The following is a 13,562-nucleotide window of genomic DNA, read 5'->3' on the forward strand; positions in this document are numbered from 1 at the left end:
GAGGTTTAATGCATGGCCCTGCAAAATTTTTTCAGCGCGTCGGCCGACAGATGGTGCAGAGCAGGCCCCGGCCATAGGTGCCGTCCGCGCCTCGTGCGCCCAGATCGATCGCTTCGGCATCGAGCCGCGCCCGCACATTGCTGCCCATCGCAAGCGCAACCCGGGATGCCACCAGCGGCGTTGCAAACGATGTGCCCCGCACCTTCACCCGGCGTCCCGCAGCATTGGTCGCGAACAGGTCTGCGCCGGGTGCAGCGTAGTCGAGATGAAGTGCGCGCCCGGCCTCGATCAGGGCACGATTGCGCCCGTCCACGGCTGTCACCGCCAGCACGCCGGGGTAGGAGGCAGGGTAGGCGGGCGGCGCTGCCGGTCCATCGTTGCCCACCGCCGCCACGATCACCGCGCCCCGCCGCTGCGCCGAGGCCACGGCGCGGGCAACGACAGGATTGGCAGGTCCAACAAGGCTGATCGAGACGACCCGCACCTCCTTGCCCACCAGCCAGTCCAGCGCCCGCGCCACCGCCAGCGCATTCCCCGCCGCCGGATCGTCGCCATAGACATCGGCCACCACGATCCGCTGCACCCCGGCATGGCGCAGCAGCGAAGCCACCGCGCTGCCATGATCGCTGGCCCTGGGCGCACCCCGCGCAAAACCCTTCGTTTCCGCAACAGCGACCGCCGCCCCCGCACCCCCGTCGATAACGCCCACCGGCGTCGCAATCGGCGGCATCGCATTGCCACGCCCTTTCCCGCTTCCTGCGACTGCACCGCCGCTGGCAAAGCTCAGCGTATCTGCGGTAATCGTCGCGCCGGGCAGGCGGGCGCTAAGCAGCGCCTGCGCCTTGGCGAGATTCATGCCAGAGGGGCTGGCGAGGCGGACCACGGTGATCTCCAACGCGTCCAGCCGCTCATTTGAGAGGAGCGTGAATCCGGCGGCCTCGGCAAGTTCGACCGAACCGGGTGCAGGGTCGAGCAAAAGCAGTTCCCCCTTGCGCGCAAGGTCACCCGATGCGTCGCGTTCGATGCTCTGCCGGTTGCGCTGGAGGAGGCGGGTCAGGCGGTCGAGCCTGGCCTGCGAAAGTGTCCGTGCGATGCCCTCGACTTGGCCCAATGCCTCGGAGAGTTGGGGGAGAGTTGCCTCTATGCCTCCGAGAGTTGGATTTATCCTGCCACGCACATCGGGCAGGGCCAATTGCGCCACGGCGGGGCCGGTCACGGTGCACAGGAGCATGGCGGCGAGGGCGAAGCGTTTCATTTTCATGGGCTTTTTGTCATAACCTGTCTGTCTATGGGATTAAACGGACGACCCCGCCCGTTCTATCCATCAGAAAGGCAATGAAACTGGCTGATCCCTTCGCCGACGGCATCCTAGCCCTGCTACCACGCTTGCGGCGCTTCGCCGCGGGCCTGTCGCGCGGCGGGGCAGGGGAGGCCGACGATCTTTGCCAGACGACCATCGAACGGGCGCTGCGCAACCGCGACAAGTGGCAGGCGGGCACCCGGCTCGACAGCTGGATGTACCGGATGATGCGCAACATATGGATAGACGAAGTCCGCGCCCGCAGCAGGCGGGGCGAGACTTTCGTCGATGAAGAGGCAGGGCTCGGCATCGGCGCTTCGGGCGGGCAGGACGAAAGCGCGGCGCTTGGCGATGTGGACCGCGCGCTGGCGCAATTGCCCGACGAGCAGCGCGAGGCAGTGGTGTTGGTGATGATCGAGGGCTGGTCTTACAAGGAAGCAGCGGAGATCGTCGGCTGTCCGGTCGGCACGCTCAATTCGCGGCTGGTGCGCGGGCGCGATGCACTGCTGGCGCGACTGGGAGAAGCGGCGTGACGAGACCTACCCCCGAACAGATCGCCGCTTTTGCCGACGGCCAGCTTGAAGGTGCAGAGCATGCAGATGTTGCCGCTGCCATAGCAGCCGACGACGCCCTGACCGCGCAGGTTGCGGCGCACCAGGCCTTGCGCGCACGGCTCTCCAGCCACTTTGCGCCCGTGACAAGCGAAGCAGTGCCTGATCGCCTCGTCGCCTTGCTCTCCGCTCCGCAGACCGATGTGGTGGACCTTGCGCAAGTGCGCGCACGGCGCAGGGGATTGCCGCGTTGGACATGGATCGCAGGCCCCGCGCTCGCCGCCTCGCTGGTTCTCGCCGTAACGCTAGGGCGCGGTGGAGGCACAGGGGCGGACTATGCCCCTGACCAGATTGCTGCAGCGCTCGACAGCCAGCTTGTCGGCGAGCAGCCCGGAGACGCGCCGGTGCGAGTGCTGTTGAGCTTCCGTGATGCTGCTGGTGCCTATTGTCGTGCCTATTCGGCAAGCGCGACTTCCGGAATAGCGTGCCGCGACGGCGAGGGGTGGAAGTTGCAAGGTGCGGCGTCTCCGGGCGCAGGCCGAGCGAATGGAGAATACCGGCAGGCGGGCAGCGAAGCCGAGATCATGGCACAGGCGCAAGCGCTTGCCGCCGGACCCGCGCTTGATGCGGAAGCGGAGAAGGCCGCGCGCGCCAGAGGCTGGCGCGGCCCTTCCGACTAAGGGTTCTTTTCGTTGACGGCGCGCAGGATCGCATCCCACGCCAGCAGCTTGAAGTTCTGCGCAGATGGCGCGTTGTCACCGTCCTGCGCAACGAACAGGCCACCGCGCCAGTCCGGGCCGAAATCGCCGGTTATCAGTTCGATCCCGTCGGTATCGCTTGTCGCGCCAAAGCGGCCAGCAGCGATGCGGAAGCGGCCGCGCGGGGCGGCGGTGGCAAGATCGAACAGGGCATAGGCGTTATCGCCCTGGCTTGAAGCGACGAGCATCCCGCCGTCCCGGCCTTCGGGCGCAAGGGCCAGGCCTTCGACATCGTCGACGAGGCCTGCTTCCTTGCCCACCATGGCAAAGGCGAGCGGCTTGAGCATCGCCGCGCGCAAGTCCACCTGCCAGATGCCAACGTCTTCTTCGGCTACATAGAGCTGTCCGGTCCGGTCATCGACCACGCAACCTTCCGACTGCGTGGCGAATTTCACCGAGCGCAGATGGCGAGCGGTGATCCGGCCAGCCTCTTCGGCCAGCACGCTTTCAGCCACGGTGCCGTCCTTTAGCACGACATAGGCGCGGGCGAGTTCGCCCAGAGCCAGTCCCTTGCCCATGCAGAAACCATAGGCTTCCGCCGGGGCATGGGCTGCGCCAAGGAACGGCAGCGCGCCTAGTGAGGAGAGCTTCCCCGTTGCGCCATCAAGCCTGAACAGCGCGATCTTCGGTTCGGCAAGGTCGCTTCGGTCGCTCGCTGCAACGAGCACGTAACCGGGGCGCGCTTCGCGCAAGTCCACGTTGTTGAGCGCGCCTGCGGCAACAAAATCGCGCACTTTGCCATCAAGGCCATAGACATAGAGCCCGGCCTTCTTGTCGGTGCCGAGGATCAGGCTCGCCGCTGGATTGGCGGTGTTGCGCCAGATTGCCGGATCGTCGGCCGCATCGGCATTGGCCGACCCCACCGGCGTGGTTTCACCCGTCGCGGCGACGTCCACTGCCGGATAGACCGGGCGCGGAATTTCCCGCATCCCGGCGCAGGCCCCAAGGGCGAGCGCCGGAATCAGGGTCAGGGCGTTTAGCGCCATGCGCATCAGAAGTTGATCCGCACGCCAGCGGCATAACGACGCCCGAAGCGCTCGTATTCGATGGTATAGATATCTGTGGCGGGCGTCGGCGTGCCGGTTGCGGTCAGCAGATTGCCCGGCTCCGAGTAACGACGACCCGGATTGTTGAGCAGGTTCGAGGCATCGAAGTAGACCTCGAAGTTCTTGGTGACAGCATAGCGTGCCGAGAAATCGAGCTCGTCGTCCGCCGCCCAGTAGGTGTCGCCAGCATCGGTAAGGTCGTCGGCATAACCGTCGAGCCAGGTGCTGCGACGCTGGTACTGCAGGCGCAGCGAAAGGCCGTACTTCTCGTAATAGGCGCCGAGGTTGTAGACCCAGTCTGAAGTGCCGGGCAGGCGGACCTTGCGGGCGGGGACCGACACCGTGCCATCAGTCTTGAAGACAGTCGGTTTGGTCACTTCGCTGTCGTTGTAGGTCAGGTTGGCACTTACCCCGAAGCCGCCCATCCACTCGGGCAGGCCGATCTGTTCTGTCCAGGGTTCGAGCTGCAGCTGTGCGGCTACCTCGAAACCGAAGATGCGCCCGTTGCCGCCATTGGCAATGCCGGTGAAGGTATAGCCCGAACGGTCGATACCGCCGCTGTTCAGCGCGTCCGAACCGAAGGAGCGGCGCTGCGAATAGAGAACGTCTTCGACCTTCTTGTAGAACAGGCCGGCCATCAGGTAGCCCTGCGGACGCACGTACCATTCGAAATATGCATCGACGCCATAGGCGCGTTCGGGTTTCACGCCGGGATTGCCGCCCGAAATCTGCTCGTTAGCGTCGTTGACGGTCACGTTCGGGCGGATCTGGTCATAATCCGCACGCGCCGCGCCGCTGTTGAACGAGAGCCTGAACTTCTTGTCCTCGGCCAAGTCATAATTGAGGTGAAGGCTCGGGAAAGCGAGGGTCTGGCTCGCCTCGGCGGTAACAATGCCCTTGGTTCCGGCAATGTCAGCTTCGGCGATGCCGCGGTTCTTCACGTGTTCGACGCGCACGCCGCCGACGACCGAGCCCCAGTCATAGCGCAGTGTGCCCATGGCAAAGCCTGCAAAGACCTGTTCGCGCACGTCGTAGATGTTGCCGGTGACGGGCGAGAAGGCAAAGTTCTCGCGCGCGGCGTCGGCGTATTGGCGCATCTTCTCGGTGTCGAAGTAGCGGAAGGTGTAGCCCATCGGCAGCGCGCCGAGGAAGGCCTTGTCGAGCGAGAAGTCGGCGTAATTGGTGGACAGGCCGATGGTGTTGAACTGCGCTGCGGTTGTCAGTTCAAGCTGGTTTTCGTCGACAACCTTGGTGCGCTGATCAAACTGGAAGCCCAGCTTGAAGGTGGCGTCACTGCCGAGGAAGCTGGTATCCTTCGAGACGATCAGGCGACCGGTGTAGGCCTTGGTTGTGTCCACCGCATCGAGCAGGCGCAGCGAGGCGAGCGGCTTTGTGAAGGTGTCGATTGCGGTGACGGCGTTGCCTGCCGTGTAGCGGGTCGGGCTGGAAAGCTGCACGGTGGTGAACAGCAACGGCGTGTTGCGGTTCGGGTTGGTGAAGTCGTAAGCCACGGTCGGGCGCAGACTGCGGGTCGAAGGGCTGTTCCAGCGCGCTTCGCCGACAACCGAGCGGTCATCCTTGGATTCGGTGTAATTGCCCAGCCAGTTCACCTTCCAGCCTTCGCCGAAATCGTGCGTGCCTTCGAGGGTGTTGGTGAAGATCGACTGGCGGAACGCGCGCAGGGTGGAACGCTGGTTGATGTCGATGCCGTAGACCGTGCCCTTGAGCGGGGTGTTGCCGATGCAGACGTCGGCATAGCCGGTGGTGGTCGGCGTGGTGTTGACGGTCGTTGGGCAGGCGTCAGTGCTGTTCGACAGGTCGCTCTGCTTGTCGTCCATGTCGAAGATGTAGTTGTCGCGGGCTTCGTCGTCGGTGAAGATCGTATAGACCGAGCGCAGCGAGATCGTGTTGTCGCTATCGGGCTTCCAGTCGAGGCGACCCGAGACCGACCAGTTGCGGCGGCGCAGGCGATAGAGCTTGTTCTCGGTCTCACGCGCCCAGAAGCGGGTGCCGTTGCCGGGGCGCTGGTCTTGGCCGACGCGCTCCCAGTCGATCTCGAAGTTGTCGGTCACCATGTTGCGTTCGAAGAAGCTGCCCGAAACCAGCACGCCAATCTCGCCGTCGCCGGCCTTGAAGCGATCGGAAACGACCAGCGAACCTTCGTATTCGCGGCGGTCGCCGAGTTCGGCATAGCCGATCCCGGCCTTGCCCTGCACGTGCAAGCCATCGAAATTGAAGGCCGAGCGGGTGATAACGTTGACGTTGCCCGAGACGGTCTCGCCCGGCATGTCTGGCGTGACGGCCTTGGACACGACGACCTGCTTGGCAATGGCCGAGGGGATCGAGTCAAACCGCGCGTCGCGGCCTTCGGGGCTGACGACGTTGATCCCGTCGAAGCTCAGCGTCGTCCAGTAGTTCGGCGCACCGCGCAAGCTGATATAGCGCGCCTGGCCCTGGTCGCGCTCGATCGCTACGCCGGGAAGGCGGCTGGTGGCCTGCGCGATGTTCTGGTCGGGCAGGCGGCCCACGCCGTCCGACGAAAGCACGGTGACCAGCGAATCCGACATCTTCTGGATCTGCAGTGCGGCGGCTTCGGATTCGGCAATTGGACGCTCGCCGGTGACGACGATGACATCGCCGGGTGCTTCCTCGGCAGGCGCTTCCTGCGACCATGCTGGCGTTGCAAAAGCGAATGCGGCGGTGCCGAGCAGCGAAAGGCGTGCACGGGCAATGCGGCTGGTGCGCGAGTAAGTCATTGTCTGGTAAACCCCCTGAGGACTCTTCGTTGAGCCCGCGCCTAGGGGAGAAGGTTGACGCTCCGGCGTCAGTTCGGAGACAGTTTGGTTAAAGGTGTTGCAGTGGTGTGACGTGATTGTGTGGGTGCTGCGATCCTGGGTGGTTCAGCCCGGAAGCATTCCCGTCTGCCGGAGCGCCTCGCCCAAGGCCACGGCGGCGGAGGTGGCGAGGTTCATGGAGCGAACCTGCGGTCGCATTGGGATGCGCACGCGGGCGTGGCATGCCTCGGCGACCTCCACTGGGACGCCAGCGCTTTCCTTGCCGAACAGCAGGATATCTTCGGGGGCGAAGGCGAAGTCGTAGATCGATGCACTGCTCTTGGTGGTGAACAGGACGAGCCGGGCAGGGCCCACAGCTTCGCGGAAGGCATCGAACCCGGCATGGCGGCGCACGGTCACATGGTCGATATAGTCCATCGCGGTGCGGCGCACGCGGCGGTCGTCCCAGGCAAAGCCCATCGGCTCGATCAGTTCGACTTGCGCGCCCAAACAGGCGCCAAGCCGCATCACGGCGCCGACGTTTCCGGCGATTTCGGGTTCATAGAGGGCAATCCGCATGGCGCCTGATAGCCACCGCCGGTCAGGCACTGCAAGAGCGGAGGCGTTTGGCGGTTGCGGCACGGCACAGCCCCGCTAATCTGCCTGCTCATTCCAGCGAGGCCAGCCATGTTCGATTTCCTTCGCAAGCAGTTCGTCGACGTTATCGAATGGCTCGAGCGGCCGGGTGAACTGGCCTGGCGCGTGCCCTTTGCCGATCGCGAGATCCAGCACGGCGCGCAGCTGACGGTGCGCGAGGGACAGATCGCCGCTTTCGTCAACGAGGGCCGCGTGGCGGACTATTTCGGCCCTGGCCTGCACACGCTGGAAACGGCGAACCTGCCTCTGCTGTCCAACCTGATGAACTGGGACAAGGCGTTCAAATCGCCGTTCAAGTCCGACGTCGTGTTCCTCTCCCTGAAGGAACAGCATGGGTTGAAGTGGGGCACCGCGCAGCCGGTCACCGTGCGCGATGCAGAGTTCGGCGCGCTGCGCTTGCGCGCGTTCGGCTCCTATTCCTTCCGCGTGAACGAGGTTGCCCCGTTCGTCTCGCGCGTGCTTGGCACGCTGGAAGGCGTTGCCGTCCCCACACTGGAGCCGCAACTGCGCGCCGCGATCCAGACCGCGATGGCAACCGCACTTGGCGGCAGCGGCATTGCCTTCCTCGACCTTGCCGCCAACCAGCAGGCGCTGTCGGATCGGATCAAGGCGGAAGTCGACAAGGCCTTCGCGCAGTGGGGCCTTTCATGCTTGTCGTTCTACGTCGAAAGCGTCTCGCTGCCCGACGAAGTTCAGGCTCACCTCGACAAGGCGAGCTCCATGCGGGTGCTCGGGGACCTGGGCAACTATACCCGTTTCCAGGCCGCCGAAGCGATCGAGGATGCGGCGAACCAGGATGGCGGCGGCGTGGCCGGGATTGGCGCTGGCGTGGCTGCAGCGACTGCGCTTGGCGGTGCCATGGCACAGGGGCTTGGCCGGGCAGCGGCTCCCGCTGCGCCTGAAGAAGACCCGCTGGCAACGATCGAAAAACTCCACAGGCTCGTCACGCTTGGCGCATTGAGCCAGCAGGAGTTCGATGCGAAGAAAGCCGAGCTGCTTTCGCGCATTCGCTGATTGCCGCAACCGGGGGAACTGCAAGCGGTGCTGAACTGTCCGTCGTGCGGAGCGCAAGTGCCGGTGCGCGGGCCGTCCTTGCCCTATGGCACGTGCCCTTATTGCCAGACGCTGATCCTGCGCGAAGGCCTTCGCGTGGAGGACGTGGGTAAGGTCGCGGTGCTGCCTTTCGACGTGTCCCCGATCCAGCTTGGCACCACCTTGGTTGCGGACGGACGCGGGATGCAGGTCGTGGGTCGGGTTCGCTGGGCGTGGGCCGGCGGGTCATGGAACGAATGGCTCGCCATTGCCGAGACCGGTGCGCAATTCTGGCTGGCGGAGGCGGCAGGCATGTTCATGCTGACCGCCGAGTGGCCGCAACTGCTCGAAGATCCCAAGGTCAGATCGTTTGCGCAAGGTGAGGCGATCACGCGCGGCGATGTGATTGAGGTTGAAGGCCGCCAGCTTTTTGCCAGCGATATCAAGAAGGTCGAATGCCTTGGTAGCGAAGGCGACTTGCCGATTTCCACGCTGGTAGGCACCCGCATGACCAGTGTCGATTTCCGTTCCGCCAGTGGCGAAGTTCTCTCGCTTCAGCGTGACAAGACCAGCACGACCGCGTGGTTCGGCGATAGCTGGGATCTGACGAGCCTGAAACCCGGCAACTTGCGCCAGCTTGAGGGCTGGACGATCCCCGGAGAGCCGCGGTGAGTGGCGGAAAGGCCATAACCTGTCCGGCCTGTGGCGGCAAAATCGAAGTGCGCGCCGCCGGGTTCACGGTCAACCTCGCCTGCCAGAACTGCGGCTCGTTGCTCGATGTCTCGCTCCCCGAGGTCGTGCTGATCCGGCGCTACAAGAACGCGAAGGACCGATTTGCGCTTGAAATCGGCAAGCGCGGGACGGTTTTCGGGCAGGAGTGGGAAGTGGTCGGCGCGCTTCGTCGCAAGGACCAGATCACGATCTGGCAGGAGTTCCTGCTGTTCAACCCCTACCTTGGCTATCGCTGGCTACTGGTGGCCGATGGCGAATGGCAGTTCGGCACACCTCTGGCGGATCGTCCGCAAGGCGACCGGAACCGCGTGTTCTGGCGAGGCGAAAACTTCAGCCGACTTGGCCGCGACCAGCCCACATCGACGACGGCAGTGGCAGGCGAGTTCTACTGGCGGGTGAAAGCGGGCGATACCGCCAATGCCACACTATTCCAGTCGGGCGAGACGATCCTTTCGCGCGAGGTTTCGGACGGCGAGGAGAACTGGACGCAGCTTGTCCCGGTTGATGAAACCGAGATCGAGAACGCCTTCGGCCTCAACCGCCGTAGCCTGCCCCGGCGCAAGGCGGCGCAGGGCCTGATGCAGTTCAAGGCCGCACCGGGCATGGAGCAGGACGATCTTGGCCGCATGTTCCTGCTGGCCATGGCCATCTCGCTCTTCGCCGCTATCGCCATGGCGCTGCTGGCAGGGCCGAGCACGAAAACCAGCTCCATGATCCAGGTGCCGGTCGGCGGGCAGATCGCACCGGTGAAGATCGGCACGATCACCGTGCGCAGGCCGTGGCAGTTCGTCACAATTGATGCCGATGCAAATCGGTTCGAAAACCGCTGGGTCGATCTCGAGTACAACCTCGTCGACCGTTCGAGCGAGCAGTCCATCGACGCGTTCGGGCTTGTCGAGCACTACGCGGGGACCAGTTCCGACGGGGCGTGGACTGAAGGAAGCCATCATGGCGATACCATGTTCGGCCATGTGCCGCGCGGCACTTACGATGTCTATGTCAGCGGATCGGCACACGGATGGCCGGTCGATCCTGCAGTTACGGACGCCTGGGGCTCGACCGAGACGATCAATCTGACGATCGAGGCCAGCACCGGCGCGATGTCGTGGGGCATGTGGTGGACGCTGGTCTTCGCGCTCTTCGCGTGGCCCGTCTCGATCCTGTGGTGGAGATTCCGCGACAAATGACCAGACGTCTGATCCTGTTCGCGATCCTGTGCCTGGCTCTGCTCGCCAGCGCCCTCTACGCTGCGTTCAATGCCTATTCGTTCTACAGCGACGACGAGGACCGCCCTTCCGCATCCGGCCACGTCGGCCCCACCCACAAGTGATCCTGCGATCCTGAAAGGAGCCTGCCATGCTCTCTGCCACCACCATCATCGCCACGATGCTCTATGCCGCGCTCGGCATCGTCATCTTCATCGTCAGCTTCGTGCTGGTGGACCGGCTGACCCCCGGCGAGCTGTGGCGCGAGATCATCGAGCGCAAGAACATGGCCGTCGCCCTGCTGGCAGGCGCGGTTGCCATCGGCATCTCGAACATCATCGCCGCCGCCGTGCATGGATGACATGCCCGAAGCCGCGACGGCAGGCGGGGGCGATGCCGCTCCCGCCTCGCTCGCGGTCATCCTGCTCGCCTCGGTCCTCGTCGTTGCCACCTGCGGGCTGATCTACGAACTGCTCGCCGGAACGCTCGCCAGCTACCTCTTGGGCGACAGCGTCACCCAGTTCTCCACGGTCATCGGCACTTACCTTTTCGCGATGGGCGTGGGCAGCTGGCTCTCGCGCCATGTCCGTTCAGGCGAGATGGCGGTGTTCGTGCGGGTGGAAATCCTGATTGCCGCACTGGGCGGATGGTCGGCAGCAGGGCTGTTTCTGCTGTTCCCGCTCGTCGGCGATTTCCGCGTCGTGCTCTATGCGCTGGTCATGGCGATCGGCGTGCTGGTGGGGCTGGAGATCCCGCTGCTCATCCGCATTCTGCGCCACCGCTTCGCCTTCCGCGAGCTGGTCTCGAACGTGCTGACCTATGACTACGTCGGCGCGCTGATCGCCTCGTTGCTGTTCCCGCTGGTCTTGGTGCCGCAGCTTGGCATGATCCGCACCGGCTTCGTCTTTGGCCTCGCAAATGTCGGCGTTGCCATCGCGCTGCTGGTCGCGCTGCGCAGGCAGGAGCGGATCGGGCGCGACATGACAGCGGCCCTGATCGTTACCACGTCTCTGCTCGCAGGGCTCTTCTTTGCGGACCGGCTTCAGCGCATGAGCGAGGTCGCGTTCTACAACGAGCCGGTCGTTTACGCCCGCTCCACCCCCTACCAGCGCATCGTGATTACTCGCCGCGATGGCGATTTGCGCCTCTACCTCAACGGCAACCTCCAGTTCTCCACGCGCGACGAGTACCGCTATCACGAAGCGCTGGTCTGGCCGGTGCTCGGGCGCGTCGCGCAGCCCCGGCAGGTCCTGATCCTCGGCGGCGGCGATGGCCTTGCCGCGCGCGAGGTGCTGCGCGATGCCCGCGTTGGCCATGTCACGCTGGTGGATCTCGATCCCGAAATGGCCCGCCTGTTCCGCGATACCCCGCAACTTGCGCAACTGAACAGCCAGGCGCTCGCCTCTCCGCGCCTGACCATGGTCAACGCCGATGCCTTTCGCTGGGTGCGCGCAGAGCAGCGCCGCTTCGATGCGATCATCGTCGATTTCCCCGATCCCACCGAGTTCTCGCTCGGCAAGCTCTACACCGAAAGCTTCTACCGCGAAGTCGCCCGTCTGCTGGCTCCGCAAGGCGTGATGACCGTGCAGAGCACCTCGCCGCTGATCGCCCCGCGCTCCTACTGGACCGTAGCCAGCACGCTCGAAGCCGCTGGCCTCACCGCTCGCGGCTATCATGCCTATGTGCCGAGCTTCGGCGAATGGGGCTTCACCATGGCCGCGCACCAGCCCCTCGGCGATGTCGTGCGCCTGCCACCCCACCTGCGCTTCCTCGATGCCGCTGCTGAACGCGCGATGTTCGATTTCCCGCCCGACATGGCGCGGCGGCCCACGCCAGTGAACCGGCTCGACAATCAGGCCCTCGTGCGCAGCTTTGCCGAGGAATGGGGCCGCTATGAAGGTTGAGCCGACCCGTCGGCAAGTCATGGGTGCGGCGCTGGCGGGATCGGGCGCGGCACTACTGCCCGGTTGCACCGGCACCAGCTTCCCCGGCGAACTCGGCGGTGCAGACTGGCAGCGCGGCCACTTGATCCGTGAAGGCAGGTTCCCGGCAGCCACCGGCCCGGTCGAGGATGTCGGTGTGCTGATCGCGGGCGGTGGGATCGCCGGGCTTTCCACCGGCTGGCGTCTGGCCGAGGCGGGCTTTGCCGACTTTGCCCTGTGCGAGCTGGAAGACTCCCCCGGTGGCAATGCCCGGTCGGGGCGCAATGCGGTCAGCGCTTATCCTCTGGGCGCGCATTACCTGCCGGTCCCGAACCGCGAGGCCCGTGCGCTGCGCCACATGCTCAGGCAATTCGGCATGATCATGGGTGAGGAGCAGGGCGCACCGGTGTACGATCCGCTGCAACTCTGCGCCGACCTCGAGGAACGTCTACTCTGGCGCGGCAAGTGGCAGGAAGGCCTCTACCCGGCATCTGCCCTGACGCCCGAAGACCACACCCAGCGCAGTCGCTTCGATGCCGCCATGGCCAAGTTCCGCAGTGCCACCGGCAGCGACGGTAAACCCGCCTTCGCCGTGCCAATGGCCCTATCCAGCGAAGACCCGCAATACCGCGCGCTGGACAAGCAGTCCTTCGCCAACTGGCTCGATGCACAAGGCTACAGTTCGCAACCTTTGCGCGCGTACCTGCGCTACAGCGTCCGAGACGACTACGGCACCGAGCCAGAGCGCGTCTCGGCGTGGGCAGGCATCCACTATTTCGCCGGACGGCGCGGCTGGGCGGCGCGCGGCGATGGTGATCGCGAACTGACCTGGCCCGAAGGCAATGGCCGCCTCGCCGCGCTGCTCGCCAATCGCCTGTCCGGCCACGTCCGCCTCGCGCAATCGGTCGTCCGCGTGGTTCGAGAGGGGGGCAAGGTGCTCGCGGACGTGTTCGATCACCGCCAACAACAGACCCGCCGCATCCGCGCCCGCGCCGCCGTACTCGCCATGCCGCACTTTGTCGCTGCACGCGTAGCGCCCGATTTTGCAGCCAAGGATGGCTTCGCTTATGCGCCATGGGTGGTCGCCAATGTCACTGTCAGCCGTCCACCGGCAGGGAAGGGCACGCCGCTCGCATGGGACAACGTCTCGGCTGCCAGCGAGAGTCTGGGCTACGTCGTCGCTACCCATCAGACATCCTCGGCAGGCAGCGGTCCCACCGTGCTCACGTGGTATCTCCCGCTGAGCCGCGAAACGCCCGCCGAGGCGCGCAAGATCCTGATGACGCGCACGCTCGCGACGTGGCAGGAGATCATTTCGGACGATTTGCTGGCCATGAATCCCGACCTCGCCGGAGCCATCGAGCGCATCGACGTCTGGCGCTGGGGCCATGCTATGGCCAGCCCTGTCCCGGGATTCCTTGATGATCCTGCCCGCGACGCCGCCGCGCGAGGCAAGCCGCCGGTGTGGTTCGCCCACTCGGACATCTCCGGCCTTTCGCTGTTCGAGGAAGCACACTATCGCGGCGTCCTTGCGGCCGAGGGTGTGCTCGCCCACCTCGCGCATCCGTTCGAAAGTCTCGTCTGA

The 13,562-nt window shown here is 65.0% G+C and carries 13 protein-coding genes; 9 read left to right on the plus strand and 4 right to left on the minus strand.

All coding sequences use genetic code 11. From position 1 onward, the window contains the following. Positions 1–31 precede the first annotated feature (31 nt). Positions 32–1,255 (minus strand): S8 family serine peptidase, encoded by a 1,224-nt coding sequence (locus tag IQ25_RS18330; protein WP_246415537.1) that lies wholly within the window; start codon positions 1,253–1,255, stop codon positions 32–34. A gap of 80 nt (positions 1,256–1,335) precedes the next feature. Here IQ25_RS18330 and IQ25_RS18335 point away from each other — a divergent pair, with 80 nt between their 5' ends. Together IQ25_RS18335 and IQ25_RS18340 are read left to right on the plus strand one after the other, a co-directional pair. Continuing rightward, positions 1,336–1,833: an RNA polymerase sigma factor gene (locus tag IQ25_RS18335; RefSeq protein ID WP_144907721.1), complete on the plus strand. Its 498-nt coding sequence runs from the start codon at positions 1,336–1,338 to the stop codon at positions 1,831–1,833. Next, a complete protein-coding gene (locus IQ25_RS18340; protein ID WP_144907722.1) occupies positions 1,830–2,531 on the plus strand; it encodes an anti-sigma factor in 702 nt (233 codons plus the stop codon). The genes IQ25_RS18335 and IQ25_RS18340 overlap by 4 nt, the downstream gene beginning before the upstream one ends. Here IQ25_RS18340 and IQ25_RS18345 read toward each other — a convergent pair. The 3 genes from IQ25_RS18345 to IQ25_RS18355 all read right to left on the minus strand — a co-directional run bounded on the left by IQ25_RS18345 (position 2,528) and on the right by IQ25_RS18355 (position 7,008). After that, positions 2,528–3,601 carry a phytase gene (locus IQ25_RS18345; protein WP_144907723.1) on the minus strand — a complete coding sequence of 358 codons (1,074 nt, stop codon included), beginning with the start codon at positions 3,599–3,601 and terminating at the stop codon, positions 2,528–2,530. The two genes, IQ25_RS18340 and IQ25_RS18345, sit on opposite strands and share 4 nt — an antisense overlap. Continuing rightward, positions 3,601–6,411 (minus strand): TonB-dependent receptor, encoded by a 2,811-nt coding sequence (locus tag IQ25_RS18350; RefSeq protein ID WP_144907724.1) that lies wholly within the window; start codon positions 6,409–6,411, stop codon positions 3,601–3,603. Before IQ25_RS18350 ends, IQ25_RS18345 begins: the two co-directional genes overlap by 1 nt. A gap of 144 nt (positions 6,412–6,555) precedes the next feature. Beyond that, entirely contained in the window at positions 6,556–7,008 is a 453-nt protein-coding gene (locus tag IQ25_RS18355) for a tRNA (cytidine(34)-2'-O)-methyltransferase (protein ID WP_144907725.1), read from the minus strand. A 108-nt stretch (positions 7,009–7,116) separates the two neighbouring features. Here IQ25_RS18355 and IQ25_RS18360 point away from each other — a divergent pair, with 108 nt between their 5' ends. From IQ25_RS18360 to IQ25_RS18385, 7 genes are read left to right on the plus strand one after another with little or no spacing between them, the layout of a single operon-like run. Continuing rightward, positions 7,117–8,100 carry an SPFH domain-containing protein gene (locus IQ25_RS18360; RefSeq protein ID WP_144907726.1) on the plus strand — a complete coding sequence of 328 codons (984 nt, stop codon included), beginning with the start codon at positions 7,117–7,119 and terminating at the stop codon, positions 8,098–8,100. Positions 8,101–8,127: 27 nt separating this feature from the next. Continuing rightward, entirely contained in the window at positions 8,128–8,790 is a 663-nt protein-coding gene (locus IQ25_RS18365) for a DUF4178 domain-containing protein (protein WP_144907727.1), read from the plus strand. Next, positions 8,787–10,037: a DUF4178 domain-containing protein gene (locus IQ25_RS18370; protein WP_144907728.1), complete on the plus strand. Its 1,251-nt coding sequence runs from the start codon at positions 8,787–8,789 to the stop codon at positions 10,035–10,037. The genes IQ25_RS18365 and IQ25_RS18370 overlap by 4 nt, the downstream gene beginning before the upstream one ends. Further along, positions 10,034–10,180, plus strand: coding sequence for a hypothetical protein (locus tag IQ25_RS21200; RefSeq protein ID WP_181447275.1), 147 nt, complete (start codon positions 10,034–10,036; stop codon positions 10,178–10,180). Before IQ25_RS18370 ends, IQ25_RS21200 begins: the two co-directional genes overlap by 4 nt. A 26-nt stretch (positions 10,181–10,206) precedes the next feature. Further along, positions 10,207–10,416, plus strand: coding sequence for a DUF350 domain-containing protein (locus IQ25_RS18375; protein ID WP_144907729.1), 210 nt, complete (start codon positions 10,207–10,209; stop codon positions 10,414–10,416). Between the two features lies 1 nt (position 10,417). Next, complete coding sequence (locus tag IQ25_RS18380; protein ID WP_144907730.1) at positions 10,418–11,959, plus strand: polyamine aminopropyltransferase; 1,542 nt, start codon at positions 10,418–10,420, stop codon at positions 11,957–11,959. After that, positions 11,949–13,562 carry a flavin monoamine oxidase family protein gene (locus IQ25_RS18385; RefSeq protein ID WP_144907731.1) on the plus strand — a complete coding sequence of 538 codons (1,614 nt, stop codon included), beginning with the start codon at positions 11,949–11,951 and terminating at the stop codon, positions 13,560–13,562. The genes IQ25_RS18380 and IQ25_RS18385 overlap by 11 nt, the downstream gene beginning before the upstream one ends.

The sequence above is a fragment of the Novosphingobium taihuense genome (assembly GCF_007830315.1).
Classification (GTDB): Bacteria; Pseudomonadota; Alphaproteobacteria; order Sphingomonadales; family Sphingomonadaceae; genus Novosphingobium; species Novosphingobium taihuense.

Excerpts from the sequence above, each read along its gene's own strand:
- IQ25_RS18330 (WP_246415537.1), bottom strand. The coding sequence starts at position 1,255 with ATGAAACGCTTCGCCCTCGCCGCCATGCTCCTGTGCACCGTGACCGGC.
- IQ25_RS18335 (WP_144907721.1), top strand. The coding sequence starts at position 1,336 with ATGAAACTGGCTGATCCCTTCGCCGACGGCATCCTAGCCCTGCTACCA.
- IQ25_RS18345 (WP_144907723.1), bottom strand. The coding sequence starts at position 3,601 with ATGCGCATGGCGCTAAACGCCCTGACCCTGATTCCGGCGCTCGCCCTT.
- IQ25_RS18350 (WP_144907724.1), bottom strand. The coding sequence starts at position 6,411 with ATGACTTACTCGCGCACCAGCCGCATTGCCCGTGCACGCCTTTCGCTG.
- IQ25_RS18355 (WP_144907725.1), bottom strand. The coding sequence starts at position 7,008 with ATGCGGATTGCCCTCTATGAACCCGAAATCGCCGGAAACGTCGGCGCC.
- IQ25_RS18360 (WP_144907726.1), top strand. The coding sequence starts at position 7,117 with ATGTTCGATTTCCTTCGCAAGCAGTTCGTCGACGTTATCGAATGGCTC.
- IQ25_RS21200 (WP_181447275.1), top strand. The coding sequence starts at position 10,034 with ATGACCAGACGTCTGATCCTGTTCGCGATCCTGTGCCTGGCTCTGCTC.
- IQ25_RS18375 (WP_144907729.1), top strand. The coding sequence starts at position 10,207 with ATGCTCTCTGCCACCACCATCATCGCCACGATGCTCTATGCCGCGCTC.
- IQ25_RS18380 (WP_144907730.1), top strand. The coding sequence starts at position 10,418 with ATGCCCGAAGCCGCGACGGCAGGCGGGGGCGATGCCGCTCCCGCCTCG.
- IQ25_RS18385 (WP_144907731.1), top strand. The coding sequence starts at position 11,949 with ATGAAGGTTGAGCCGACCCGTCGGCAAGTCATGGGTGCGGCGCTGGCG.